The sequence below is a fragment of the Amycolatopsis sp. NPDC114484 genome (assembly GCF_055633755.1).
This window is the reverse complement of the sequence record NZ_JBVKDQ010000016.1, coordinates 105841-132193: the sequence shown is the minus strand read 5'-3', so window position 1 is coordinate 132193 and position 26353 is coordinate 105841. Positions and strand designations below refer to the sequence as shown.

At 70.0% G+C, this 26353-nt stretch carries 24 protein-coding genes; 9 read left to right on the top strand and 15 right to left on the bottom strand.

The window, feature by feature from the left end; all coding sequences use genetic code 11:
* Position 1 precedes the first annotated feature (1 nt).
* Complete coding sequence (locus tag ACZ7SW_RS32660) at positions 2-823, bottom strand: S1 family peptidase (protein WP_470234207.1); 822 nt, start codon at positions 821-823, stop codon at positions 2-4.
* Positions 824-956: 133 nt separating this feature from the next.
* Between ACZ7SW_RS32660 and ACZ7SW_RS32655 the strand changes: the two genes are divergently transcribed.
* The 3 genes from ACZ7SW_RS32655 to ACZ7SW_RS32645 are packed head-to-tail and all read left to right on the top strand — an operon-like array spanning position 957 to position 2444.
* Positions 957-1514, top strand: a complete 558-nt coding sequence (locus ACZ7SW_RS32655) for a TetR/AcrR family transcriptional regulator (RefSeq protein WP_470234206.1) — start codon at positions 957-959, stop codon at positions 1512-1514.
* A gap of 5 nt (positions 1515-1519) precedes the next feature.
* Complete coding sequence (locus ACZ7SW_RS32650; protein ID WP_470234205.1) at positions 1520-2050, top strand: DUF4865 family protein; 531 nt, start codon at positions 1520-1522, stop codon at positions 2048-2050.
* Positions 2051-2060: 10 nt separating this feature from the next.
* On the top strand, positions 2061-2444 hold the full coding sequence (locus ACZ7SW_RS32645) for a tautomerase family protein (RefSeq protein WP_470234204.1): 384 nt from the start codon (positions 2061-2063) through the stop codon (positions 2442-2444).
* A 24-nt stretch (positions 2445-2468) separates the two neighbouring features.
* Here the strand turns inward: ACZ7SW_RS32645 and ACZ7SW_RS32640 are convergent, their stop codons facing one another.
* From ACZ7SW_RS32640 to ACZ7SW_RS32620, 5 genes are all read right to left on the bottom strand, one after another.
* Positions 2469-2897, bottom strand: a complete 429-nt coding sequence (locus ACZ7SW_RS32640; RefSeq protein WP_470234203.1) for a cytotoxic translational repressor of toxin-antitoxin stability system — start codon at positions 2895-2897, stop codon at positions 2469-2471.
* Positions 2894-3310, bottom strand: coding sequence for a prevent-host-death protein (locus tag ACZ7SW_RS32635; RefSeq protein WP_470234202.1), 417 nt, complete (start codon positions 3308-3310; stop codon positions 2894-2896). The genes ACZ7SW_RS32640 and ACZ7SW_RS32635 overlap by 4 nt, the downstream gene beginning before the upstream one ends.
* 167 nt (positions 3311-3477) lie before the next feature.
* Positions 3478-6294, bottom strand: coding sequence for a vitamin B12-dependent ribonucleotide reductase (locus ACZ7SW_RS32630; protein WP_470234201.1), 2817 nt, complete (start codon positions 6292-6294; stop codon positions 3478-3480).
* A gap of 38 nt (positions 6295-6332) precedes the next feature.
* Positions 6333-6824: a transcriptional regulator NrdR gene (gene nrdR / locus ACZ7SW_RS32625; protein ID WP_409182131.1), complete on the bottom strand. Its 492-nt coding sequence runs from the start codon at positions 6822-6824 to the stop codon at positions 6333-6335.
* A gap of 307 nt (positions 6825-7131) precedes the next feature.
* Complete coding sequence (locus ACZ7SW_RS32620) at positions 7132-8448, bottom strand: LysM peptidoglycan-binding domain-containing protein (RefSeq protein ID WP_470234200.1); 1317 nt, start codon at positions 8446-8448, stop codon at positions 7132-7134.
* A gap of 454 nt (positions 8449-8902) precedes the next feature.
* Between ACZ7SW_RS32620 and lexA the strand changes: the two genes are divergently transcribed.
* Positions 8903-9562 (top strand): transcriptional repressor LexA, encoded by a 660-nt coding sequence (gene lexA / locus ACZ7SW_RS32615; RefSeq protein ID WP_377872802.1) that lies wholly within the window; start codon positions 8903-8905, stop codon positions 9560-9562.
* A 328-nt stretch (positions 9563-9890) separates the two neighbouring features.
* On the opposite strand, the gene ACZ7SW_RS32610 is transcribed toward lexA, so the two are convergent.
* The 3 genes from ACZ7SW_RS32610 to ACZ7SW_RS32600 are packed head-to-tail and all read right to left on the bottom strand — an operon-like array spanning position 9891 to position 12944.
* Entirely contained in the window at positions 9891-10895 is a 1005-nt protein-coding gene (locus tag ACZ7SW_RS32610; RefSeq protein WP_470234199.1) for a hypothetical protein, read from the bottom strand.
* Positions 10896-10948: 53 nt separating this feature from the next.
* The gene (hflX, locus tag ACZ7SW_RS32605) at positions 10949-12394 is read right to left on the bottom strand and encodes a GTPase HflX (RefSeq protein ID WP_470234198.1); all 1446 of its coding nucleotides are present in this window, start codon (positions 12392-12394) and stop codon (positions 10949-10951) included.
* 43 nt (positions 12395-12437) lie between these two features.
* On the bottom strand, positions 12438-12944 hold the full coding sequence (locus tag ACZ7SW_RS32600) for an ArsR/SmtB family transcription factor (RefSeq protein WP_470234197.1): 507 nt from the start codon (positions 12942-12944) through the stop codon (positions 12438-12440).
* Positions 12945-13002: 58 nt separating this feature from the next.
* On the opposite strand from ACZ7SW_RS32600, the gene ACZ7SW_RS32595 reads away from it, so the two are divergent.
* Together ACZ7SW_RS32595 and valS are read left to right on the top strand one after the other, a co-directional pair.
* Positions 13003-14256: an MFS transporter gene (locus ACZ7SW_RS32595; RefSeq protein ID WP_470234196.1), complete on the top strand. Its 1254-nt coding sequence runs from the start codon at positions 13003-13005 to the stop codon at positions 14254-14256.
* Positions 14257-14265: 9 nt separating this feature from the next.
* The gene (gene valS, locus ACZ7SW_RS32590; protein ID WP_470234195.1) at positions 14266-16764 is read left to right on the top strand and encodes a valine--tRNA ligase; all 2499 of its coding nucleotides are present in this window, start codon (positions 14266-14268) and stop codon (positions 16762-16764) included.
* Here the strand turns inward: valS and dapF are convergent, their stop codons facing one another.
* Both dapF and miaA read right to left on the bottom strand, forming a co-directional pair.
* Positions 16765-17592, bottom strand: coding sequence for a diaminopimelate epimerase (gene dapF / locus ACZ7SW_RS32585; protein ID WP_470234194.1), 828 nt, complete (start codon positions 17590-17592; stop codon positions 16765-16767).
* Between the two features lie 9 nt (positions 17593-17601).
* A complete protein-coding gene (gene miaA / locus ACZ7SW_RS32580; RefSeq protein ID WP_470234193.1) occupies positions 17602-18522 on the bottom strand; it encodes a tRNA (adenosine(37)-N6)-dimethylallyltransferase MiaA in 921 nt (306 codons plus the stop codon).
* Positions 18523-18747: 225 nt separating this feature from the next.
* Here miaA and ACZ7SW_RS32575 point away from each other — a divergent pair, with 225 nt between their 5' ends.
* Positions 18748-20061 (top strand): DUF349 domain-containing protein, encoded by a 1314-nt coding sequence (locus tag ACZ7SW_RS32575; protein ID WP_470234192.1) that lies wholly within the window; start codon positions 18748-18750, stop codon positions 20059-20061.
* A gap of 207 nt (positions 20062-20268) precedes the next feature.
* Here the strand turns inward: ACZ7SW_RS32575 and ACZ7SW_RS32570 are convergent, their stop codons facing one another.
* Positions 20269-20745 (bottom strand): Rv2732c family membrane protein, encoded by a 477-nt coding sequence (locus ACZ7SW_RS32570; protein WP_470234191.1) that lies wholly within the window; start codon positions 20743-20745, stop codon positions 20269-20271.
* Positions 20742-22223 (bottom strand): tRNA (N6-isopentenyl adenosine(37)-C2)-methylthiotransferase MiaB, encoded by a 1482-nt coding sequence (gene miaB, locus ACZ7SW_RS32565; protein WP_470234190.1) that lies wholly within the window; start codon positions 22221-22223, stop codon positions 20742-20744. The genes ACZ7SW_RS32570 and miaB overlap by 4 nt, the downstream gene beginning before the upstream one ends.
* Before the next feature lie 256 nt (positions 22224-22479).
* Here miaB and ACZ7SW_RS32560 point away from each other — a divergent pair, with 256 nt between their 5' ends.
* Positions 22480-23193, top strand: coding sequence for a heparin lyase I family protein (locus ACZ7SW_RS32560; protein WP_470234189.1), 714 nt, complete (start codon positions 22480-22482; stop codon positions 23191-23193).
* 19 nt (positions 23194-23212) lie between these two features.
* Entirely contained in the window at positions 23213-24130 is a 918-nt protein-coding gene (locus ACZ7SW_RS32555; protein WP_470234188.1) for a TAXI family TRAP transporter solute-binding subunit, read from the top strand.
* Positions 24131-24235: 105 nt separating this feature from the next.
* Here ACZ7SW_RS32555 and ACZ7SW_RS32550 read toward each other — a convergent pair whose 3' ends face one another.
* Positions 24236-25633 (bottom strand): sensor histidine kinase, encoded by a 1398-nt coding sequence (locus tag ACZ7SW_RS32550; protein ID WP_470234187.1) that lies wholly within the window; start codon positions 25631-25633, stop codon positions 24236-24238.
* Between the two features lie 3 nt (positions 25634-25636).
* The gene (locus ACZ7SW_RS32545; protein ID WP_470234186.1) at positions 25637-26305 is read right to left on the bottom strand and encodes a response regulator transcription factor; all 669 of its coding nucleotides are present in this window, start codon (positions 26303-26305) and stop codon (positions 25637-25639) included.
* Between the last annotated feature and the right edge of the window lie 48 nt (positions 26306-26353).

The following is a 26353-nucleotide window of genomic DNA, read 5'->3' as shown; positions in this document are numbered from 1 at the left end:
TCTAGTTTCCTCCCCGGTTCGCCCAGATCGTCCGCCGGATCCAATCCGCGTACGCGGGCACGCTGCTGTACAGCCCCGGCCCGCCCGCACACGCCGAACGGGCGGTGCCCGGCCCCGAAGTTACCCCGATCAGCTCCCATCGCCCGCCAGCGCCGCGCCGGACCTGCGGACCGCCGGAGTCGCCGATGCACGCCATCGCTTCCGGCCTAGGGCTGACCGTGCACAACCGCGTCCGCCCCGCGTAACCCGGACCGCACTCGGACTCCGCCCCGCGCCGAACGTCCAGTTCCTGCAACCGTTCCGCGAACCGAGCCTTCGCGAAGTCGTACGTGTCGACGGTGGTGCCGAACCCGAGCAGCCGCGTCGGCGTACCGGGCACGCCGGGCCTGGACGCCAGCCGGATCGGCTTCTCGGCGACCGGACGGTCCAGCTTGATCAACGCGATGTCGTTGCGGTTGAAGGGAATGGTCTCGCTCTGCAGCGCGTAACCCGGATGCGTGACCACCTGCGCGATCCGCCGGACGGTTCCGCCGGAATGCTGCCGCTCGCTGCCGATCCGGACGGTGCCGTCCGGCGTCACGAGGTTCGAGTCCACGCAGTGCCCGGCGGTCACCACCCATTGCGGGTCGATCAGCGAGGCGCCGCACACACCGCGTTCGCCGGTCTGGCTGACGGACTCCGGTATCGACGCCATGAACGGGTAGCGCTGCGTCGAATCGCCGCCCTTCACTATCGCCTCGGCAGTGCCGGTCGAGAACAAGGTGGCACACACCGCGGCGGCCATCGTCACGGCGACCGCCCGGCGGCCGGCAGACTTGATCACGGAGAAGTCCCTTCTTTCGGTTCCCTGTCAGCCTGCCGGGCCAAGATCATCCGGACCATGCGGACAGCCGGTCTCCCCGCGGTAGGGCCTTCCCCCGCTTGTCTCTGTACCTACTAGTATGTACGCTGGGGTCATGTCCACCAGAGACCAGCTCATCGCGAGCACCCAGGACCTGTTGTGGGAGCGGGGGTACGTCGGCACCAGCCCGAAGGCGATCCAGCAGCGCGCCGGGGCCGGGCAGGGCAGCATGTACCACCACTTCTCCGGCAAGGCCGACCTGGCGCTCGCCGCGATCCGGCAGAACGCCGACGACCTGCGCGCCTCCGCCGAGGCCGCGTTCGCCCAGGGCACGACCGCGGTCGAACGCGTTTCCGCCTACCTGCTGCGCGAGCGCGACGTCCTGCGCGGCTGCCCGGTCGGCCGCTTGGCGCTGGATCCCGAGATCGTCACGAACCCGGAATTGCGTGCGCCGCTGGAGGAAACGTTCGACTGGCTGCGCGGCCGTCTCGCCGAAGTCCTCGCCGAGGGAATCGCGAACGGCGAACTGCCGAAGGATCTCGACCCAGCCGCGACGGCGACCACCCTGGTCGCGGTGCTGCAGGGCGGATACGTCCTCGCCCGATCGTCCGGGACGGTCGAGCCGTTCGACCAAGCGGTCCGCGGAGCACTCGCCCTCCTCGGCCGGCGGTGACGTCGATGTACGCGATGCAGTACGAGATCGACCTGCCCGCCGGCTACGACATCGAGCACCGAGTCGCCACCCGGGGCCATCGCACCGACGCTTTCCCCGGACTGGGACTCAAGGCGTATCTGGTGCGCGACAACCACTACGCGCCGTTCTACCTGTGGACCGACAGCGCCGGAATGAGCCAATTCCTCTGGGGCGGCGGCGGATTCGACGGCATAGTCCAGGATTTCGGCCGACCGCCAGTGCGGCATTGGACCGGCGCGAGCTGTCTAGCCGGTCCGGCGCGGGATGTCTCTCCGGAATTCGCGACCAAACACGTACGCCCGTTGCCGGAAGGCCCCGGCGGAATCGAACGCGAAGTGGAAGAACTCGCGCTGCTGTCCCAAAACCCGGCTGTGCACACCACCGCGCTGGCCATCGACCCACTTCGCTGGGAAGCCGTGCGCTTCACCCTCTGGACCACCACCCCGGACGAGGACACCGACGTCCGCTACCGGGTGCTTCACCTGTCCCGCCCGAATCTCGACCAGCTGAGCTGAGAGGTCTCCCATGCCGCTCGTCCGCATCGACGTGCTGTCCGAACCCAACGCCGACCGCCTCCCCGCCATCGGCGAAGCCGTGCACCAGGCGATGACCGAAACCATCGACGTCCCCGTCGACGACCGGTTCCAGATCCTGAACAGCCACGCCGCCGATCGCCTGCGTTACGACCCCGGCTACTTCGGCGTCCACCGCGACGACGACATCGTGTATATCGCGATCACGTTGCGCGCCGGCCGCACGAACGACCAGAAAACCGCGCTGTACCGGCGAGCAACCGAACTCATCAGCGAGGCGACGGGGATCGAGCCGCGGAATGTGTTCTTCAGTTTGACGGAAAACCACGAGGTGGACTGGTCGTTTGGCGAGGGGGTCGCGCAGATGGCGCCCTGAGCACGCTGAAAAGCCGTCGCCTGATCACGTATTTTCGGTCCAGTAACGCTGCACCCTGGCCACCGCCTCGTCCTTGCTCATCCTTGCCACCTCAGCCTCTTCGAGGCCCACGCGAGAGAGCAGCAGATACACGAGATCGGCAGGCAGGGCCCCGGCCGGCGGCTCGGGCGTCCCGCGAGCCGGTTTGACGCCGTCCTGCACGCAGGACCAGAAGGCTGGTTCCTCGACGTCGAGCTGATCGCGAAGAATGTGCTTCCACAAAGCCGGTCCGTAACCGCTGCGATCCACCGGATGCGAGATGCGGGTACGCAGAATCCGGCCGTCGACAAGATCGAGCTCGTAAGTGACGTGATGCGTTCCCGTTCGCCCGCGAGCGTCGCGCACCCTGCGCCATTCTTCAGCCTTGCAGAACGTCTCATGGTCGTTGCGGGTCGGCTGCGGCCAGGAAGTCATTGCGCGGCACCGACAAGCCAGTCGCGCAACTGGGCGTCGTCGCTGAAGCTGATCAGCTGCACCAGGCCCCAGTTGTCCCGGTGGTTCGGGGCGTCCAGCAAACGCTCCTGCCAATCCTGGGCGTACTCGCGCAGGGCGTCGACCATTTCGTCGACTGCCTCGTCGAACGACGCGCCGTCCGCGGACACTGGCAGCCCCGGAATAAACACCGACCAGCCGCCAGCCTCGGGGACGACCTGAGCGTGCGAGGGAACGACTGACGCGAGAACGTGGCGCAGGCGCACGACATCCACCACAGCGGTCGTCGCGGAATCGCGCCGGACAGTCGCGACGAGCCCTTTCTCAGCGGCATCCAGCAAATTCTTCAAATGTGCGCGCGCATCGGTGTAGCTGTCGTAGTGCACAGCAGACATGTCAGCCTCCCAGTCGGTCCCCACCAGCATGCCTCCCAGAACCAAGTACGTCAAGTACGTGACGTACTTGCGCCGGTGCGGCCGTCAGCAGGAAAAAATCGGGGCTGGGGCAGCAACTGCTGCCCCAGCCCCGACCAGTCGTTCAGCTGTCGAAGAAACGCTCGCGCTCAGCTGCAGCCGGAAGTAGCCCCGCAACCCTCGCAGGCGTAGCACGATCCGGCGGGCCGCATCTTCGTTCCGCAGGTCATGCAGAGCGGTGCGTCCGCGGCCTTGCCGAGGTGCAGTTCCATCAGCTCGGCCGTGCTGTGCGCGTCACGTGCGGAGGTGTCCGTTGTGGGCTCTTCCGCCCGGGCGGGCGAGGAATCCACACTGCTGCGCAGCGCTTCGATCTCGAGGTTCTGCCCGCCGTAGTTCGCCTCGACCTCGGCCGAGCGTTCGTCCGCGGTGAAGATGCCCAGCTGGGCCCGCTTTTCATACGGCAGGTAGTCGAGCGCCAGGCGGCGGAACAGGTAGTCCATGACGCTCGTGGCGATCCGGATGTCCGGGTCGTCGGTCATGCCCGCCGGTTCGAAGCGCAGGTTGGAGAACTTCGAGACGTAGAACTCGAGCGGGATGCCGTGCTGCAGGCCGACCGAGATCGACATCGAGAAGGCGTCCATGACGCCGGACAGGGTGGAGCCCTGCTTGCCGAGCTTCACGAAGATCTCGCCGAGGCCGTCGTCCGGGTACGAGCCCGCGTGCAGGTAGCCCTCGGCGCCGCCGACAGTGAACGACACGGTCTGGCTCGGGCGCTTCTTCGGCAGGCGGCGGCGCACCGGGCGGTATTCGACGACCTTCTCCGGCTCGGTCTCGGCCGCGGCTTCCTTCTTCTTCGCCGTGGACAGCGGCTGGCCGACCTTGCAGTTGTCGCGGTAGATCGCGAGCGCCTTGAGGCCGAGTTTCCAGCCCTGGAAGTAAATCTCCTCGACGTCCTCGACGGTCGCCGACTCCGGCATGTTGACCGTCTTCGAGATCGCGCCCGAGATGAACGGCTGCACGGCGGCCATCATCCGCACGTGGCCCATCGGCGCGATGGACCGGTCGCCGACCGCGCAGTCGAACACCTCGTAGTGCTCGGGGCGCAGGCCCGGCGCGTCGACCACGTGGCCGTGCTCCGCGACGTACTCGACGATCGCCTCGGCCTGTTCGGCCTGGTAGCCCAGCACCCGCAGCGCGCGCGGCACGGTCTGGTTCACGATCTGCATGGACCCGCCGCCGACGAGCTTCTTGAACTTCACCAGCGAGAAGTCCGGCTCGATGCCCGTGGTGTCGCAGTCCATCATGAAGCCGATGGTGCCGGTGGGCGCGAGCACCGAAGCCTGCGCGTTGCGCCAGCCGTTGCGGGTGCCGAGTTCGATGCCCTGCTGCCATTCCTGCGACGCGAGCGCGCGAACCGCCGCGTCGTTGCTGTGGTACGTGCGGACCAGCTCGTTGGCCGCGGCGTGCTTGCGCATGACGCGCTGGTGCGCCTCGGCGTTGCGGGCGTAGCCCTCGTACGGTCCGACGACGCCGGCCAGCTCGGCCGAACGACGGTAGGACACGCCGGTCATCAGGGACGTGATCGCGGCGGCGAGCGCGCGGCCGCCCTCGGAGTCGTACGCGTGGCCCAGCGCCATCAGCAGCGCGCCGAGGTTGGCGTAGCCGATGCCGAGCTGGCGGAACTTGCGCGTGGTGTCGGCGATCGGCTCGGTCGGGAAGTCGGCGAAGCAGATCGAGATGTCCATCGCGGTGATGACGAACTCGACGGCCTTGGCGAACAGCGGCGCGTCGAACGTGCCCTCTTCGGACACGAACTTCAGCAGGTTGAGCGACGCGAGGTTGCAGCTCGAGTTGTCCAGGTGCATGTACTCGCTGCACGGGTTCGACGCGGTGATCCGGCCCGATTCGGGGCAGGTGTGCCAGTCGTTGATCGTGCTGTCGTACTGGATGCCCGGGTCGGCGCATTCCCACGCCGCCTGCGCCATGCTGCGGAACAGCTTCTTCCCGTCGGTGCGGTCGATGACCTCGCCGGTGAGCCGGGCGCGCAGGCCGAAGTCTGTGCCGTTCTCGACGGCGTGCATGAACTCGTCGGAGACGCGGACCGAGTTGTTCGCGTTCTGGTACTGCACCGAGGAGATGTCGGAGCCGGAGAGGTCCATGTCGAACCCGGCGTCGCGGAGGACCTTGATCTTCTCCTCTTCGCGCGCCTTGGTCTGGATGAACTCCTCGATGTCCGGGTGGTCCACGTCGAGCACGACCATCTTCGCCGCGCGCCGGGTGGCCCCGCCGGATTTGATGGTGCCCGCGGACGCGTCGGCGCCGCGCATGAACGAGACCGGGCCGGACGCGGTGCCGCCGGAGGTGAGCAGTTCCTTCGAGGACCGGATCCGCGAGAGGTTGAGGCCCGCGCCGGAACCGCCCTTGAAGATCAGGCCTTCCTCGCGGTACCAGTTGAGGATCGACTCCATCGTGTCGTCGACGGCGAGGATGAAGCAGGCGGACACCTGCTGCTTCGAGGAGGTGCCGACGTTGAACCACACCGGGGAGTTGAAGCTGAAGACCTGGTGCAGCAGCATCCAGGTGAGCTCGTGCTCGAAGATCTCGAGATCGGACGGACCGGCGAAGTAGTCGTGTTCGGCGGCGGCCTTCACGTAGGTGCGCACCACGCGGTCGATGAGCTGCTTGAGGCTGCTCTCGCGCTGCGGGCTGCCGACCGCGCCGCGGAAGTACTTGCTGGTGACGATGTTGGTGGCGTTGACCGACCAGAACTCGGGGAATTCGACCCCGCGCTGCTCGAAGTTGACGCTGCCGTCGCGCCAGTTCGTCATGACGACGTCGCGGGTCTCCCACGCGACCTCGTCGTAGGGGTGGGTCCCCTCGGTGGTGAAGACCCGCCGGACGGTGAGGCCCTTGTTCGGCTTCTGGTTCTGTCCGGCCGCAGCGCCGGTTCCCACGGTTTCGGTCATGCGGTCCTGTCCCTCGCTCCCCGCGACCCGGTGACGGCTCAGTCGTCGCCGGCGCGCTCGCCTTCCTGGTCGTCCGCAGTTCCCGCCATGGCTTTCCGCAGGTCGGAGATCTCCTTCTCGAAGTCCTCGACCGAGGAGAAGGAGCGGTAGACGCTGGCGAACCGGAGATACGCGACGCCGTCCAGTTCCCGCAGCGGGCCGAGGATGGCGAGGCCGACCTCGTGGCTGGGGATCTCGGCCAGACCGGCGGAACGGATCGACTCCTCCACGCGCTGCGCGAGCTTCTGCAGCGCGTCGTCGTCGACCGGACGGCCCTGGCAGGCCCTCCGCACGCCGTTGACCACCTTGTCCCGGCTGAACTGCTCGGTGGCGCCGGACCGTTTGACCACGGCCAGCACCATCGTCTCCGACGTGGTGAAACGCCGGCCGCACTCGGCGCACGAACGCCGCCGCCGGATCGCCTGTCCCTCGTCCACCTCTCGGGAGTCGACGACCCGAGAGTCCGCATGCCGGCAGAACGGGCACCTCATCCGCCGATCACCTTCCCCTCCGCGCCGGTCGATTCCTGTCCCAACCGGCCCCTGCCGCCACGCTACGGCCTGGACCGCGGTCACCGCGCGCGACCCCGCGCCTGGTGATCGACTTGTGGACACCCGGTGGGCAACTGCCGGCCGGCTGTGGACAACTGCCGCCAGTCTACCCCTACCTGTGGACCAACTACAGCGGTGTAACTACTAGATATAGGGGTAGACCCTAGATCGCCTCCGGGGCGGGCGCAAGAAACCCGAGAGGGTGAAAGAGCGATCGCGCAAGATGCGACCGGGTGGTTTCCGACAGTCATGATCCGGCAGAACCCGCTCCTTCGCCCGGTGCCCCCGCCGAACCGTTGCCGGACCAGGCGACCGGCACGGTGAGCGGCATGCCGGGCAGCAGCGCGGTGTCGTCGAGGTTGTTGAGCTCCTTGATGCGTTCGACGACCGCGCCCTGGTCGGCGTTCGGCGCGAACCGGGCGGCGAGCGCGCCGAGCGAATCGCCGGGCTGCACGGAAACGGACGCGGTCCGCGACGGCACCGGGCCGCTGGCCGCCCCCGCCCCGAAGACGCCGAGCCCGGTGACGATCAGACAGGCCGCGAAGGCGATCGCGAAGAGCCACGGCCACCGCACCGACGGCCGGGTCGCGGTCTGGCAGGCCACGCCGCCGCGCCGCCCGGCGACGACCCGCGCCCGCGACGGCGGCCGCAACGGCTCGCCACGCCGCTCGCGCGCGGTGCGGCCGGGGTTGGCCGGGAAGGCGGCGGGGATGTGCCGGACCGCGGTGCGGCCGCGAGCGTCGCGGGGCTTGCGGGCCGGGGCTTCTTCGGTTTCGACTGCGGCGGAGATGTGCCGGACCGCAGTGTGGCCGCGAGCCTCGCGGGCCAGGGGTTTTTCGGTTTCGACCGCGGAGGGGGACGACGTCTGGAACCCAGCCCGTTCGGAGGGGGCCGACGTCTGGAATCCGACTCGCCTGGAGGGGGCCGAGGTCTCGAACCCAGCCCGCTCGGCGAACCGGACAGCCCCGGAACGCAGCTCGGCGACCTCGCCCTCCGCCACCCGCGCGCCTCGCTCGTCCGCGGGTGCGAAACCGGCGGACTCCGCCGACCGCGCACCGGCTCGCCCGGCACCGCGACCAGCCGCACTGCTCGGCGCGGTCCGCCGGGAATCAGTCAGTTCGCCGCCGACGAGCCCAGCCTCGGCCGCCGCCCGCCAGGCGCGCCGCCGTCCCGGCTCACCGCGCGAACCTCCCCGGAACTCGCCCGCTCCCGGGCCGCGCCGCGAGTCGCCGCGGCCGGTCTCGCCGCGCGAACCCTCGCCGGACCGGTCCGCGCCAGGACCGCGCCGGGCGCCGGTCCGGCCGCGAAGTTCCACCACCTCGGCGGAACCGGCCGCCGAGCCCGGATCAGCGCCGGGTTCGGCCTCGGCATCCTCCGGAACACCATCCTTTCGGGTGGCGTCAATGCTGTCCGTACGCCGCCGCGACCGGCGCGCCGGACCGCCGGACCCGGGTGTCCTCCGGGCCGGGCTCGCCCCTTCCGACGCACCGCCGCCCTCGGCGGGACGGTCGGCGGGGACGGGCCGAAGCGGGCGGACGAGCCCGCGATCTGCCAGGATCGACATGACGGAACCTCCTCGTGACCTGCGGATCCGTCCGGTCCGGGCCGTACACCTGCGCCGCAGCGGTCCAGATCGAACAGGCGTTCTATCGAACGTCCGTGCGAAGGTCTACCACCCCGCACCGACAAAATCGAGAGGACACGGCGTGTCGATCGAACAGATGTTTGAAATCGTCGCGCGCGGTGGCTAACGTCGGTGACCAGGACATCTGCCGGACCGGCTCCGGCGGGTGCCGCCGGACGGGCGTTCGCGGAAAACGCGGATCCCGGACCGGCGCACGCGGACACGCGCGGGACGCCGACACGGCGGCCGCGGGACGGCTGGAGGCGACGCAGCGTTGGAGAAGGACACGGTGAAGGGCACCGCGGCGAAGGGGGCCAAGACGGCCTCGCGAGGCAAGGCGTCCGCACAATCCGCGCGCGAATCCGGCCACGAGAGCACGGGGAAGGTGAGCGCCATGCCGGAGGTGTACGACGTGGACGAGACGCTGACCGTCCGCCAGCAGCAAGTGCTCGACGTCATTCGCACGTGGGTGAGCCGCTTCGGCTACCCGCCGAGCGTGCGCGAGATCGGCGAGGCGGTGGGGCTCACGTCCACGTCGTCGGTGTCGCACCAGCTGCGCGCGCTGCAGCGCAAGGGCTACCTGCGCCGCGACGCCAACCGGCCGCGCGCCGTGGGCGTGCTCTCGTCCACGGACGACAACCCGATGGGCATCGAGATGGACCAGCAGCCGTCCGTGCCTAAGGCGGCGTACGTGCCGCTGGTCGGGCGGATCGCGGCAGGCGGCCCGGTGCTCGCCGAACAGGCCGTCGAGGACGTTTTCCCGCTGCCGCGCGAAATCGTCGGCGAGGGCGAGCTGTTCCTGTTGAGCGTCACCGGCGATTCGATGGTCGACGCGGCCATCACCGACGGCGACTGGGTCGTCGTCCGGCAGCAGCCCGCCGCGGAGAACGGGGACATCGTCGCCGCGATGATCGACGGCGAGGCCACGGTGAAGACGTTCAAGCGCAAGGACGGGCACGTGTGGCTGATGCCGCACAACGACGCCTACGAGCCCATTCCCGGCGACGACGCGTCGATCCTGGGCAAGGTCGTGGCGGTTCTGCGCCGCCTCTGAGTCGTGACTCCTTCCCCTCCCCCGGACCGGGGTGAGGGGAAGGGTGCGCCGGGTCGGGACCGGAACGAGGGGCAGGTGCCCCGAGTCAGGACCGGAGCGAGGGGCAGGGCGCCAAGTCGGGACCGGAGTGGCCAAGTCGGGACCGGAGTGAAGGGCAGGCACCCCGAGCCATGGGCCGGAGCCGGGGGCAGGCACCCCGCATCAAGGCCGGAGCGAGAGGCAGGCGCGCCGAGTCAAGGCCGGAGCGAAGGGCAGACGCCCCGAGCCAAGACCGAGGCGAGGGACGCGTGCCCCGAGTCGGGCGTGAGTGAGGGAAGGGTGCGCCGAATCAGGAGCGGCGGCGTTTCCTTGCCAGCAGGAACCAGGCGGCGAGAACGGCGACCACAGCAGCACCGGCAACGGGGATGAGCGGGAAACCGCCAGCGTCTTCCGTGGCTGGTTGTGGCGTGGCGGCACCGCCGGGCTTCGGCTCGGTCGCCTTCGGAGTGACCAAGCCAGTCGCGTTCTTGATCGCCCGCACCGGTTCGCCGACGCCTTCGCTCGCGGACAGCAGAGTGCCGTCCGGTTCGAAAGCGATGGCTTCGCCCTGTTTCTCGTTCGGCAGCGGAATCCGCACCGGTTCTCGTTGCAGTGCTGCCGCGACGTCGCCGTCCGGGGCCGCGTACAAGTACGCGTCCGTGTAGGTCCGCAGGGCGATGACTTTGCCGTCCGCGCTGGTCGCGCCCCCGGTAATCAAAGCCGAGCCGAACGAGCCGACCGGACCGCCGGGAGTGTCGGTGCTGCGGACGCGCAGGGTGCCGACCTGCTCCAGCTTCGTCGGGCCGGGAGCTGCCAGCGGAGCCGAAGGCTTGTAGACCTTGGAAACGCCCAGCAAGTCCTTGGTCACCAGGAATGGCGTGCCGGACTGGTCCAGGACCAGGGCTTCGGTGTCGTGCGGACCGTCCGGATAGGTCAGGCGATGCACGACCGCCGCGCCGCCGGACGGTTTCAGTTCCAGCAGGGCGACCGTTTCGCGTTTCGCGCGGTTGTCGCCGGTGTCCGAGAGCCAGAGAGTGCCGTCTTTGCCCCGGGCGAGGTCTTCGACGTCGTACGGATCAGTCGGGTCGGTCAGGACGTCCTTCACCTGGCATTTCCGGTCCAGGACGAAGACCTGCACCTTGGTGCCGCCGTCGTTGACGGCGTACCACTGCTCGCCGTCGGAAACCAGGCCGGACAGTTCGTTGAGGCGCTTGTCCGTGACCTGGCACAGCGTTTCGGGGGCAGGAGCTGCCGCCGCGGCCGGGACAGCGCCCGCGAGCATCAGGACAGCCGTCAGTGCCAGGACGACCCGCACCAGTTCACCTCCGTAGTGCACGACCCGCTCGGGCCGTGCACTACGGAAGACGTTCAGAGCGCCGAGGCGTTGGTCTCGAACGCCCGCAGAGCCGCGGCGAGGTCCGGCCGGACCCGTACCTGCAGGCGCGTGCCGTCGGCGACGTGCTCCTCTTCCAGCACCTCGCCCTCCGCGTGCGCTCGCGACACGAGCTCGCCCCGCGAGTACGGGACCAGCACGTCGATCACCGTCTCCGCGCGCGGCAGGCGTTCGGCCAGCACCTCGGCCAGGTCGGCCACGCCCGAACCGGTGCGCGCCGAGATCTGCACCGAACCGGCCAGCGCGTGCCGCAGCCGGGCCAGGGTGACCGCGTCGGCCGCGTCGGCCTTGTTGATCACCAGCAGTTCCGGCGGGAGCGGCTCCTTGCGGCTGCGGGTGATCTCGGCGAGCACCTCGCGCACCGCGTTGACCTGGTCTTCGGGAGCAGGGTCGGAACCGTCCACGACGTGCAGGAGCAGGTCGGCGTCGGCCGCCTCCTCCAGCGTCGAGCGGAACGCGTCCACCAGCTGGTGCGGCAGGTGCCGCACGAACCCGACGGTGTCGGTCAACGTGAACGTGCGCCCGTCGGCCGTCTGCGCCCGGCGCGTGGTCGGGTCGAGGGTGGCGAACAGCGCGTCCTCCACCAGCACCCCGGCCCCGGTCAGGGCGTTGAGCAGGCTCGACTTGCCGGCGTTGGTGTAGCCGACGATCGCCACGCTCGGCACCTCGTTGGCCACGCGCTTGCCGCGCTTGGTCTCGCGGATGGTGTCCATCGCGGCGATCTCCCGGCGCAGCTTCGCCACGCGCTTGCTGATCCGCCGCCGGTCCGTCTCCAGCTTCGTCTCACCAGGTCCGCGCAGGCCCACGCCGCCGTTCGCGCCGCCCGCGCGGCCGCCGGCCTGCCGGGACAGCGCCGAACCCCACCCGCGCAGCCGCGGGACGAGGTACTGCAGCTGGGCCAGCTCGACCTGCGCCTTGCCCTCCTTGGAACGGGCGTGCTGGGCGAAGATGTCGAGGATCAGGGCGGTCCGGTCGATCACCTTGACCTTGACCTTCTCCTCCAGCTGGCGCAGCTGGCCGGGCGAAAGCTCGCCGTCGCAGATCACCGTGTCGGCGCCGGTCGCCACGACTATGTCGCGCAGCTCGCGCACCTTGCCGGAGCCGACGTAGGTCGCCGGATCGGGCTTCTGGCGCCGCTGGACGATGCCTTCGAGCACCTCCGAGCCCGCTGTCTCGGCCAGTCGCGCCAGTTCGGCCAGCGACGCCTCGGACTGCTGGGCAGTGCCTTCAGTCCACACGCCGACCAGCACAACGCGCTCCAGCCGAAGCTGCCGGTACTCGACCTCGGTGATGTCCTCGAGCTCGGTCGACAGGCCCGCGACCCGGCGCAGTGACGCGCGGTCCTCGAGCTCCATCTCCCCGACCGAGGGGTCGTAGGGGTCGTTGTCGTCGTAAAAGTCTTCGTGTGTCTGTTCTGTCATCGTGCCTCCATGGTCCCACGTTTCGGCGCGGGAGCCGAGCGGATTACCTGCTGGGATAAACCGAGACGTACACGGCCGTGCGTTCCGAGGCCGGATCGCGAGGCCTGGCTTTGAATTCTTCGAGCAATCCATAGAGCCGCCGCTTGAACTCCGCGACGTCCTCGGAGCCCACCTGGACCACGAGCCGGGTCGTCTCCGTCTCCGTGAGATCGGCCTCCGCCATCTCGGCCAGATAGGCCTCGAGCATCGCCTCGTTGACCGCGACGGGGTTCTCGTCCTCGTTGTCCAGATGCCACGAAAGCCCGGTGGACAGGTACGGGATCTCCTTCGCCCCTCGCGCGCCCCGGCGCGGTTCCTGCGGAACGAGAAAACCGGCGTCGACCAGCCGTCGCACGTGGTGCAGCGTGGTCGCCGGGTCGCGGCGCAGCCGCGCCGCCAGCTCCTTGTTCGTCATCGCTTCGAACGAGGTCAACCGGATGATGCGCAGCCGTATTCCGGACGCGAGCGCGGCTGCCTCGGCTTCGGTGGAGGGACGTCGGTTCAGCGGCATCCGAGCAGCCTAGACAAAGTGATTGACACTTTCCAATCACTCGACAACACTCGATCGGGTGCGTCGAGACTCGTTGTTCTTCCACGCCGACTTCCGCAGGCTGTGGGCCGGGGACACGGCGAGCCAGCTGGGGATGTTCGTCGGCATCACTGCCATCCCGCTGCTCGCCGCGGTCACCCTGGCCGCCACGCCGTTCGAGATGGGCCTGCTGACCATGGCCGAGACGCTCGGGTTCCTGGTCGTCGGCCTGCCCGCGGGCGTCTGGGTGGACCGGATGCGCAAACGGCCGCTCATGCTCGCCGCCGACCTGGTCCGCGGGATCCTGCTGCTCAGCATCCCGCTCGCCTGGTGGGCCGGCGTGCTCACCATGACGCAGGTGCTGGCGGTCGTCCTGCTCGTCGGGTTCGCGACGGTCTTCTTCGACGTCTCCTACCAGGCGTATCTGCCCGCGCTGGTCGGCCGCGAAAAGCTGCTGGAAGGCAACGCGAAACTGCAGGGCGTGCAGTCGTCGGCGCAGATCGCCGGGCCGAGCCTCGCCGGCGTGCTCGTGCAATTCGTCGGCGCGGCCAGCACTGTGCTGCTCACTGGACTCGGCTACCTCACGTCCGCGCTGTGCCTGTGGCGCATCCGCACCGTCGAAACCCTCCCCGAGCGCACTGAGCACGACCGTCTGGTGCCGCAGATGCTGGAAGGCCTGCGGTTCGTCGTCGCCGACCGGCCGCTGCGCGCGATCGTCGCCTGCACCGCCACGTCGAACCTTTTCAGCGGAGTGGTGCAGGCCGTCGAGGTGCTGTACCTGACCCGCACCGCCGGACTGAAACCGGCCGAGGTCGGCGGGCTGCTCGCGGCGAGCGGCGTCGGCGGCATCGCGGCCGCGCTGTGCGCCGGGCCGATCATCCGGAAGATCGGGCAGGCCCGGTCGATCTGGCTGGTCCCGGTCCTGTTGTGGCCGGGCGGGATCCTGGTCCTGTTCGCCGCGCCGGACTGGCGGATCGTGCTCGCCGGGCTGGGGATGGCCGCGTTCGGGTTCGGCGTGATCCTCTACAACATCGCGCAGGTTTCCTACCGCCAGGCGATCACGCCGGACCGGCTGCTGGGCCGGATGAACGCGAGCGTCCGGTTCATCGTGTGGGGAGCGCTGCCGCTCGGCGGGCTGCTGGGCGGCGGGCTCGGCGAATGGCTCGGGCTCGCCGGAGCGCTGGCGATCGGGACCGCCGGGCCGGTCGCGGGCGCGCTGTGGGTGATCTGCTCGCCGCTGCGGCGCATGCGGGACCTGCCGACGGGCACGGAAATAGCTGTACCCGCCCCGTAAAGTGCGGGCATGAACGAGAAGATCCCGCACAAAGTCGGCGTCGACGGCCTTGCCGCCAAATGGGTACCGGTGTGGGAACGCGAAGGCGTATACCGGTTCGACCGCGCGCGCCCGGACGTCTACTCGATCGACACGCCGCCGCTGACCGCGAGCGGATCGCTGCACATCGGGCACGTCTTCTCCTACACGCACACCGACGTTCTCGCGCGCTACCAACGGATGCGCGGCCGTTCGGTCTTCTACCCGGTGGGGTGGGACGACAACGGCCTGCCCACCGAACGCCGCGTGCAGAACCATTTCGGCGTGCGCTGCGAGCCGTCACTGCCTTACGACCCGTCCTTCGCGCCGCCGGAAAAGCCCGGCAAGAACGCCATTCCGGTGTCGCGGCGCAATTTCGTGGAGCTGTGCCTCGAGCTGACCGAAACCGACGAGAAGGTCTTCGAGGAGGTCTGGCGGAGCATCGGGCTTTCGGTGGACTGGACGCTGGCCTACCAAACGATCGATCCGGCGACCACGGAGATCTCGCAGCGCGCGTTCCTGCGCAACCTCGCGCGCGGCGAGGCATACCAATCCGAAGCCCCGACGCTGTGGGATGTCACCTTCCGCACCGCTGTCGCCCAGGCGGAGCTGGAAGACCGCGAACGGCCGGGCGCGTATCACGATCTCGCGTTCGCCAGCGACGACGGCGAAGTGCTGATCTCCACTACCCGGCCCGAATTGCTGCCCGCGTGCGTCGCGCTCGTCGCGCATCCGGACGACGAGCGGTACCAAGGCCTTTTCGGGAAGACCGTGCGCACGCCGGTGTTCGGGGTCGAGGTGCCGGTGCACGCGCATCACCTCGCCGATCCGGAGAAGGGCACCGGCATCGCGATGGTGTGCACCTTCGGCGACACGACGGACGTCACCTGGTGGCGGGCGCTCCAGCTCGAAACGCGTCCGGTGCTGGGCCGCGACGGCCGGTTCCGCGCCGATCCTCCGCACGGGGTTCCCGCGGACAAATACGCCCAGCTGGCGGGCAAGACTGTCCACACTGGACGCCAGATCGTCGTGGACCTCCTGCGGGAAGCGGGCGCACTGCGCGGCGAGCCGAGGCCGATCACGCATCCGGTGAAGTTCTACGAAAAGGGCGACAAGCCGCTGGAAATCGTCACCAGCCGGCAGTGGTACCTGCGCAACGGCGGCCGCGACGACGCCTTGCGCGCGAAACTGCTGGAGCGCGGCGAGGAGCTGAACTGGGTCCCGCCGCACATGCAGGTCCGCTACCGCAGCTGGGTCGAGGGCCTGACCAGCGACTGGCTGGTCAGCCGCCAGCGGTTCTTCGGTGTGCCGATCCCGGTCTGGTACCCGCTGGACGCCGACGGCGAGCCGGACCACGACGCGGTCCTGGTGCCCGGCGACGCGAGCCTGCCGGTGGACCCGAGCACCGACGTTCCGCCCGGCTACACCGAGGAGCAACGCGGCGTGCCCGGCGGGTTCGTCGCGGAGGCCGACGTGATGGACACCTGGGCGACGTCGTCGCTGACGCCGCAGATCGCCGGACGCTGGAGCATCGACGACGACCTGTTCCGCCGCGTGTTCCCGTTCTCGCTGCGGCCGCAGGCGCACGAGATCATCCGCACCTGGCTGTTCTCCACCGCCGTCCGCGCCGAACTGGAGGAAGGCGTGCTCCCGTGGCGGGACGCGGTGATTTCCGGCTGGGTGCTGGACCCGGACCGCAAGAAGATGTCGAAGTCGGTCGGCAACGTCGTCACCCCGGCGGATCTGCTGGAACGGCACGGTTCCGACGCGGTGCGCTACTGGGCGGCGAGCGCGCGGCCGGGCGTGGACACCGCGGTCGACGAAGGCCAGATGAAGGTCGGGCGACGGCTGGCGACGAAGCTGTTGAACGTGAGCCGGTTCGTGCTCGGCCTCGGGACCCCGGCGGCCGAGTCGGTCGCGACGGAGCCGCTGGACCGGTCCGTTCTCGCCGCGCTGGCGAAGGTGATCGAGGAAGCGACAGCCGCGTTCGAGGCGCTCGACCAGGCGCGTGCGTTGCAGGTGACCGAGACGTTCTTCTGGACCTTCTGCGACGACTACGTGGAGTTGGTGAAGGGCCGCGCGTACGGCGGCCTCGGTGCGGAGGCAGCTGAATCGGCACAGGTGGCGCTGCGGACGGTGCTGTCGGCGTTGGTGCGGATGTTCGCGCCGGTGCTTCCGTTCTCCGCCGAAGAGATCTGGTCGTGGTGGCAGGAAGGTTCGGTGCACCAGGCGTCCTGGCCGACCGCACCGGACGTCGACGGAGACGTCACATTGCCACCGCTGGCCGGTTCCGTGATCGCTGCCGTGCGCCGGGCCAAGACCGACGCGAAGGTGTCGATGCGGACCGCCGTCGAGACGCTGTCGGTCACCGCTCCGGCGGACGTGCTCGAAGGCTTCGCCGGAATCGCCGAGGACGTGCGGATCGCCGGGGTGGTGAACACCGTGGCCACCCAGGAAGGCGAACTCTCGGTGGCGGTGACGATCAGCTGATCAAGCGCCCGCGGCGAGCCACCAGGCTTCGTCCAGCTCGCCGCGGGCCACGATCTCGGCCGGCCCGGACAGCGTCGATTCGCCGCGTCCGATCGTGACCGACACCCGGCCGCCCGGGATGTCCACTGTGGACTCGCCGGTGTCCTTGCCCGCGAGGTGCAGCGAGGCGGCCACCGCGGCGACCGTGCCGGTGCCGCAGGCCCGCGTCTCCCCCACGCCGCGCTCGTGGACGCGCATCCGCAGCGCGCCCTCGCCGAGCACGTTGACGAACTCCAGGTTGACGCCCGCCGGGAAGACGTCGTGGTCGAAATCGGGCTGGTCGCGCAGGTCGAGACCGGCGATGTCGGTGTCGGTGACCGACACCAGGTGCGGGTTTCCGACGTTCACCGCGACCCCGGAGAACGGCTGCCCGGCCACCACGGTGACCGACGTGCCGGTGATCGCCGCCGGGCCCATCTGGACGGTGACCGAACGGTCCGGGTGCACCACGACCGGCCGGTCGCCCGCGCGGGTGCCGATGACGAACCCGCCGTCCGGCTCCAGTCCGGCGTCGACCAGGTAGCGCGCGAAAACGCGGGTGCCGTTGCCGCACATCTCGGCGATCGAACCGTCCGCGTTGCGGTAGTCCATGAACCACTCGCCAGCCGACTCTTCGCCGATCGCCTTCGCCCGCACGACGCGCAGCACGCCGTCCGCGCCGAGGCCCCGCTGCCGGTCGCACAGCGCGGCGACTCGCTCGGCGGTCAGGTCGAGGCGGCCAGCCGCGTCAGGCAGCAGCACAAAGTCGTTCTGCGTGCCGTGGCCCTTGAGGAATTCGATGCCGCCCATGCGTCCAGGCTACTTGTCGAGCGCGGCGAGGACCCGCGCGGCCAGGTCCGCCGATCCGCCGTCGAACCACTGGATCCGCTTGTCCCGCCGGAACCACGAACGCTGCCGCCGGACGAACCGGCGAGTGGCCTGCGCGGTCGCCGCCGCGGCCGCCGCGAAGTCGCCTTCGCCGTCCAGTTCGGCCAGCACCTGCTGGTAGCCGAGCGCCCGCGAAGCGGTCTTCCCGTCCCGCAAACCCCGGCCGAGCAACGCGCGCACCTCGTCCACGAGGCCGCCCTCGAACATCCGCTCCACCCGCAGGTCGACGCGCTCGTCCAGTTCGGCGACCTCGCGGTCGACCCCGATCAGCACGGTGTCCCAGCGCGCCGGGCCCGGCTTCGGCAGATTCGCGGAGAACGGCTCTCCGGTGATCTCGATGACCTCCAGCGCGCGCACGATGCGGCGGGTGTTCGTGGGCAGGATCGCCGCCGCGGCGGCCGGGTCGCGCTCCCCCAGCCGGGTGTAGAGCGCGGGGGTGCCGAGTTCGGCGGCCTCTTCGTCGAGCCGCGCGCGCACCGCGGGGTCGGTGCCGGGGAAACGGAGGTCGTCCAGGACCGCTTGCACGTACAGTCCCGAGCCGCCGGTCAGCACCGGAACCCGGCCCGCTTCGAGAATCCGCTCGATCGTGCTGCGGGCATCACGCTGATAGGCGGCGACCGAGGCGGTCTCGGTCACGTCGAGTACGTCCAGCAGATGGTGCGGGACCCCTCGCCGTTCTTCCGGGGTCGCCTTGGCGGTGCCGATGTCCATGCCCCGGTAGAGCTGGAGCGCGTCGGCGTTCACCACCTCGCCGTCCAGCGCCAGCGCCAGCTCGACGGCCAGCGCCGTCTTCCCGGTGGCGGTGGGGCCGACGACGGCCACCGGACGGGGCCGCCTCGCAGGGCTGATCACGCTGGGAAACGCTACCCGGCCGGGGCGGGACGCGGGCACGGAGCGTCAAGGAGAAGTAGGATCAACGCTTTCAGGCGGCTCATCCAGTACCACGGCGCGCGCTGAGCTGCTTGAATGCCGCTGGGGCCCCATGCCCCCGGCAGAGCACGACAACAGCGTAACCCGGCCCCGCTCACGCGGCGGGGCGCCCGCAGCCGCGGGCGTACAGGCGATAAGGAGCCTGCGATGGCCCAGGAGAACACGTCCCCCGGCACCCCGGCACCGCACCCGGTGCCGCACGCGCACGGTGCCGGCCATGCCGCGCCTCCGGTGCCGCCCGCCGAGCCCGCCCCCGCCACCTGGGGCCGGGTCGACGGGGAAGGCACTGTTTACGTCTTCACCGCCGACGGCGAACGCGAGGTCGGGGTCTGGCAGGCCGGCACGCCCGAGGAAGGCCTGCTGCACTACGCGCGCCGCTTCGACGACGTGCGCACCGAGGTCGAACTGCTCGAAACGCGGCTGAACTCCGGAGCGGGCGACCCGAAGCACGCGCTTTCGAGCGCCACCCAGATCCGCGACGGGCTCGGCGAGGCGGCCGTGGTCGGCGATCTGAAGGCGCTCGCCGCGCGGCTCGAGTTCGTGATCGGGCTGGCGGAGAAGGCTCTGGTCAACGTCAAGCACGAGCGCGAGGAAGCCCGGGCCGCGGCGGTCGCGCGGAAGCAGACGCTGGCCGACGAGGCGGAGAAGATCGCCGCCGATTCCACGCAGTGGAAGGCCGCCGGCGACCGGCTGCGCGCGATCCTCGACGAGTGGAAGACGGTCAAGGGCGTCGACCGCAAGACCGACGACGAGCTGTGGAAGCGGTTCTCGAAGGCGCGCGAGGCGTTCAACCGCCGCCGCGGCTCGCACTTCGCCGAACTGGACAAGCAGCGGGCGAGCGCGAAGCAGCGCAAGGAAGAGCTGATCGCCGAGGCCGAGTCGATCTCCGAATCGGACGACTGGGGCGCCACCGCGGGCCGGTACAAGGACCTGATGGCCGAGTGGAAGGCCGCCGGACGCGCGCCGAAGGACAGCGACGAGGCGCTGTGGCAGCGGTTCCGCGCGGCGCAGGACGCGTTCTTCGCCCGCCGCTCGGCCGTGTTCTCCGAGCGCGACGCGGAGTTCTCCGGCAACGCCCAGCGCAAGGAAGAGCTGCTGGTCGAGGCCGAGAAGATCGATGTGGCGGCGAACTTCGAGGCAGCCAAGTCGGCGCTGCGCCGGATCCAGGAGCAGTGGGACGAGATCGGCAAGGTCCCGCGCGAACGCATCCGCGAACTGGACGGACGGCTCAAGGCGGTGCAGGACGCGGTGAAGTCGGCCGAGGACAGCCGCTGGCGCCGCACCGACCCGGAGGCGCAGGCGCGTGCCGCGCAGTTCCGCGAGCGGGTCGAGCAGTTCGAATCGCAAGCCGCGAAGGCCAGGGCCGCCGGGGACGAGCGGCGGGCGAAGAAGGCTGATGAGCAGGCCGCTCAGTGGCGGGAATGGATGGAGGCCGCGGAAGCCGCGGTCGCCGATCGCTGACTCAGCTCACGAAACGGCCGGTACCGCTGGGTACCGGCCGTTTTCGCTGCCCGGCTCCAAAGCCGTTCTGATTCCCATGCCAGCAACTCAAGGCGGCACTACAGGTGCATTCGCGGTACGTCGGCCCAGCCCGAAGGTGCCGCCTGGCCCGAGACGCCGGGTCAAAGGTCCGTGAGGGGAACCCTCACGGACCTTTGCCAGAAGCGATCAGGTGCGCGAGAACGCGGTCCGCATCCACAGCGTCGCCAGGATGATGGTCGCGATCCACGCCACGATCATCCCGATTCCCGGACCGTCTCCGGCCGCTCCGCTGGCGTGCGCGGACTGCTGCGACCAGATCGCCAGCAGGCCGTCGACCGAGGCGAACCAGCCGCCCGCGGCGCAGCACCACGCGACCCACCAGCGGCGCGACACGAGCGCGACCGCGCCGATGAACACGCCGACACCGGTGGACGTCGCGGCGAACAGCTGCGGGACCCCGGCCGCCTCGCCGGCCAGCGTCTCCCAGCCCGCGCGGCCCTGCGCCCACGGCAGGATCTGGGCCACGAGCAGCACGAACATCAGCACCGAGATGGTGAAGCCGCGCCTGCCCAGCTCGACCGTGCGCGCGGCGTGGCGGCCCGCCTCGTCGATCTCGTCGCTGAGGCGCCGGTCGACCTCGGCCGGCGTTCCCGGTTCGCTCATCCTGCACACCCACTCACCGGGGCCGGCTGCGCCGCCGGGGCTCCGAAGCCCGGCAGTCCCAGGGTGACCCCGCTCGTCTTGGGCCGAAGACCGGCTTCGGCGTTGTCGCCCGCTCGCGTGCGGCGATGCGTCAGGAGGTCGCCGTCCGCGACGAGGTGGTGCGGCGCGCCGTAGCTGATCACCGTCTCCACGACGTCGCCCGGCCGGACCGAGCGGTCGACAGCCGAACCGGACGGCGTGAAGTGCACCAGCCGGCCGTCGCGGGCGCGCCCGCTCATCCGGTGCGTCTCCGCGTCCTTGCGGCCTTCGCCCGCGGCGACCAGCAGCTCGACCCGCCTGCCGACCAGCTTGCGGTTCTCTTCCCAGGAGATCTCGTTCTGCAGCTCGACCAGCCGGTCGTAGCGCTCCTGCACGACCTCCTTCGACAGCTGCCCGTCCATCTCCGCGGCGGGCGTGCCGGGGCGCTTGGAGTACTGGAAGGTGAACGCGCTGGAGAACCGCGCGGCGCGGACGACGTCGAGCGTCGCCTGGAAGTCTTCCTCGGTCTCGCCGGGGAAGCCGACGATGATGTCGGTGGTGATGGCGGCGTCCGGCATCTTGGCGCGCACCTCGTCGAGGATGTTCAGGAACCGCGTCGACCGGTACGAGCGGCGCATCTCGCGCAGCACCCGGTCCGAACCGGACTGCAGCGGCATGTGCAGCTGGTGGCAGACGTTCGGCGTCTCGGCCATCGCGTCGATGACGTCCGAGGTGAACGCGGCCGGATGCGGCGAGGTGAACCGCACGCGCTCCAGGCCGTCGATCCCGCCGGTGGCGCGCAGCAGCTTGCCGAACGCGAGCCGGTCGCCGAACTCGACGCCGTAGGAGTTCACGTTCTGGCCCAGCAGGGTCACCTCGAGCACGCCCTCGGCGACCAGCGCCTCGACCTCGGCGAGGATCTCGCCGGGACGGCGGTCGCGCTCCTTGCCGCGCAGCGACGGCACGATGCAGAACGTGCAGGTGTTGTTGCAGCCGACCGAAACCGACACCCAGCTCGCGTAGGACGATTCGCGGCGCGCGGGCAGCGTCGAGGGGAACGTCTCGAGCGATTCGAGGATTTCGACCTCGGCCTCGGCGTTGTGCCGCGCGCGCTCCAGCAGCGTCGGCAGCGAGCCGATGTTGTGCGTCCCGAAGACGACGTCGACCCACGGCGCGCGCTTGACGATGTCGCCGCGGTCCTTCTGCGCGAGACAGCCGCCCACGGCGATCTGCATGTCCGGATTGGCGATCTTGTCCGGACGGAGGTGCCCGAGGGTGCCGTAGAGCTTGTTGTCCGCGTTCTCCCGCACGGCGCAGGTGTTGAACACGACCAGATCCGGCTTCGACGGCCCCGCGGCGGGGACGTAGCCGGCTTCCTCGAGCTGCCCGGCGAGCCGTTCGGAGTCGTGCACGTTCATCTGGCAGCCGAACGTGCGGATCTGGTACGTTTTCGCGTTCATCGCACTCCAGCCTAAACCCCGTGGCCCGCGCCGGACCCGGCACCCGCCTGCCGGGCGTTATGCGGCGGTGCCCGCGATCCGGCTCACGCGGCATTCCGGTAATCGGGAAATGTGCCGTTGACCGGGAACGGAAATACACCGAACCGGCCACCGCAGAACAATACCGCCGGAAATTTTCCTATTGTTTTCCGCGCACTCCCGAAGATATGATCACCGCCATTGTTCCGAATCGGACCGCCGCCGCTCTGGAGGAAAAGTGCGCAAGGTTTTCGCCTGCTCCGCGGCTGCTGTCGCGAGCACCCTCGCCGTCGCGGCCCTGGCGGCCGCCCCGGTCACCGCGGCCCCGGCTCCCCGCTCGGTCACCTGGTCCGCCGACCCGGCCGACGGAGCCAAGGCGTTCAACTCGGTCCAGTGCGCCGACGGCCACTTCAAGACCGCGACGGACGCCGAGAAGGGCAACGTGTTCGTCGCCGAGCAGCTCGCCAAGGAGGAGCGCTGCGAGACGGTCGGCCCGGACCTCGCCGCGGGCCAGACCTTCTATCTCGGCTGGTCGTCGAAGTACCGCATCACCGACGCCACCAGCCGCTACGTGTTCCAGCTGAAATGCAGCCCGAGCACCGGCACCGCGAACCACCCGATCGTCCTCAAGATCTCCGGCGGCAAGCTCCAGCTGGAGGACTGGACGACCGACCACACGAGCGTCCCGCTCTGGGAAGCGCCGGTCTCGAACGACCAGTGGCACGACATCGCCTTCCGGATCTCGACCGATCGCACCAAGGGCACGATCCAGTTCTGGTTCGACGGCAAGCGGCAGACGTTCTCCGACGGGTCGACCACCTTCACCGGCACCACGATCGACGGGGACCGCAATTATCTGAAGTGGGGCGTCTACCACCAGGCAGACGAGACGGCGACGCAATGGTTCAGCAAGATCCGGATGGGCACGAGCCTGACTGACGTCACCGGCTGACCTCTGGCACCATCGCCCCATGCGATGGAGGCTGACGGCGGCGCTGGCAGTGCTCACGGTGCTGCTGAGCGGGTGCGGGCCGAGCTTCGCGAACCTGCACCTGCGCGTCGCGGCCGGGTCGGCGGGCGGCGTCTACCACGACCTCGCCGGGCCGCTGGCGTCGGCGTGGGCGGGCGAACTCGGCATCGAGACGCCCGAGGTGCTCGCCACCCAGGGGTCGCGCGACAACCTCAACCGAGTGCTTTCCGGGGGCGCGGACGTCGCGTTCGTCGCCGCGGACCTGGCCGCGGACGCGGCGGCCGCGCACCCCGGCAAGCTCGCCGCTCTGGCCCGCATCCACGACGACTACCTGCACATCGTCGTCCGCAAGGACTCGCCCTGCAACTCGGTGTCGATGCTGCGCGGCCGCCACGTCGCGATCGGCTCGCCGGAGTCCGGCGTCGAGTACATCGCCAACCGGGTGCTGCAGGTCGCCGGGCTGACCGGCTCGGGCACGGTCACCCAGCTGAGCCTGGAGGATTCGCTCACCGCGCTGGCCGACCGCAAGATCGACGCGATGTTCTGGTCCGGCGGGCTGCCGACCCCGCTCATCACCGAGTACAACCGCAAGGTCGGCCTGCGGCTGCTCGACATGTCCTCGCTGATGCCGGGGATGCAGCGGTTCAGCCCGGTGTACGGCACCGCGACCATCCCCGGCAGCACGTACGACCAGCCCGGCCCGGTCACGACTCTGGTGGTGCCGAATTTCCTGGTCGTGCCCACCTCGATGTCCGCCGATGTCGCGGAAGCGCTCACGAAGGGCTTGTACGACGCCCGCCCGGCGCTCGCGGCGGTCAACCGGGCGGCGCTGTCGATCGACGTGCATCCGGGGATCGAAACCGGGCCGTTGCCGTTGCATCCTGGGGCGTTGGCGTATTACCGCGCGGAAAAGGTCTAGATCGACACCATGGTGACGAGGCCGCGGCCAGATCGTCGCGGTCCTCGGCGGTCCACTCGTAGCCGATGTCGCACGGCAAGACCTGGCCGAAGACCTCGACGCCCATCAGCCCGCCACCGGGAAGTCCATCGAGATCCGCAACCCGCCGCCGTCGGGCAGCGACAACCGCATCTCACCACCGGAATGCCGCACGATCTCCGTGACGATCGCCAGCCCCAGCCCCGACCCCGGCACGTTCTGATGCGCCGTGCTCCGCCAGAACCGGTCGACCGCCCGCTCCAGTTCGTCCTCTCGCAGGCCGGGACCGTGGTCGCGGACCGAAACCGTCACGCGGTCCCCGGCAACGCTCGCGGCCACCTCCACCGAAGTACCGGAAGGGCTGAACTTCAGCGCGTTGTCCAGCAAAGCGTCGAGCACGACCTCCAGCCCCCGCGGCGGCACGAGCACCCGCGCCCCGTTGACCTCCACCGCGCTCTCCAGCGCGACCTCGCGAGCCGCCCCGACCACCGACCAGTCGGCGACGCGATCAGCGATCACCTCGGCGAGGTCCTCGGAAACCAGGTCCCCGCCCGCGGCTTCGGCGCGGGCCATCGACAGCAGCTCGTCGAGGATCTGGTTCAGCCGTTTGGCATCCACCTGCGCCGCTTCGAGATCGGCGGCAGCGGTCTCATCGGTCACCTGGCCGTCGAGGTTGCCCAGCCGGATCTTCAACGCCGTCAACGGGTTTCGCAGCTGATGCGAGGCATCGGCGACGAACGCGCGCTGCGCGGCCAGCGCTTCCGACACGCTCGCCGCCATCCGGTCGAAGGACCGTCCCAGCTGCCGCAGCTCCGGCGGGCCTCCGCTCTCCCCCACCGGCTCGGCCTCCCGGCCGCTGACCACGGACGCGACCAGCGCGCCCGTCGCCTCGTCCAGCCGCCGGACCGGGCGCAGCGTCCAGCGCACCACCGGCAGCGCGACGAGCAGCGCGAGCCCGAACGCGACCAGCGCGCACGCGGCCAGCAGCAACCACTGCCACAGCAGCTGGGTGCGGATGTGATCGGTCGCGGACTCCGTGACCACCGCGCCGCGCACCTCGCCGTCGATGAGGATCGGCTCGGCCAGCACCAGCGGCTTGGCCGTCCACGGCATCAGCAGCGGCCCGGCTTCGGGCGGACGGGCGGCGAGCGCCTCGTTCACCGGCACCCGGATCGCGGCCCGGTCGACGCGCCGGGCGTCGGTGCCGCCGGGCGAGCTCAGCACCGGGTCGCCGTCCTGGTTCACCACGACCACTTTCACGCCGTACACCTCGGTGTAGCGGCGCAGTTCGGGTTCCAGCCGGCTGAGCTGGTTGTCGAGCAGCGGACGCTGGGCGAGCGAGGCGAACCGCGAGGTGTCGGTCAGCCGGTCGAGGAAGAGCTTCTGCTGGAGGCTGCTCGCGATGCTCAGCGCGAGCGGGATGCCGAGCCCGAACACGAGCAGCGCGACGAGCGTGACGACGATGCCCTGCAGCCGGACGCGCACCGGTCAGTCCCGCCCGCTGCCCAGCCGGTAGCCGACGCCGCGGACCGTCTCGATCAGCGCCGGCCGGCCGAGTTTGGTGCGCAGGGTGGCGACGTGCACGTCCAGCGAACGGCTCTCCGCCGCGCCGCGGTGTCCCCACACCTCGTTCAGCACCTGCTCGCGCGAGCACACCGCGCCGCCCGCCGCCGCGACCAGCGCGAGCACCTGGAACTCCTTGCGGGACAAGGCGATCGGCTCGCCGGCGACCAGCACCTCGTGCCGGGAGAGGTCGATCCGGACGTCGCCGACCTCGACCACCGGCACCGTCGGCACGGTCCGTTCGCCGCGCCGCCTGCGCACCGCTTCGACGCGCGCGAGCAGTTCCTCCACGTCATACGGCTTGACCAGGTAGTCGTCGGCGCCGGCGCGCAGGCCGTGCACCCGGTCGTTCACCTCGCCGCGCGCGGACACGACGATCACCGCGACGTCGCTGACCGCCCGGATCTGCCGGCAGAGCACGACGCCGTCGACGTCGGGAAGGCCCAGGTCGAGGAGGATCACGTCGACGTCGTGGACCCGGTCGAGCACCCCAGCCCCGGACGGCAGCCGCTGCATGGTGAGGCCGCGGCGGACCAGCGCGGGGACGAGCGCGCCCGCGACCCGGTCGTCGTCTTCCACCAGCAGCACGCGCACGCTTCAGCCTCCCCGGTGATCCCGACCACGGTAGCCGGACTTTAGGGC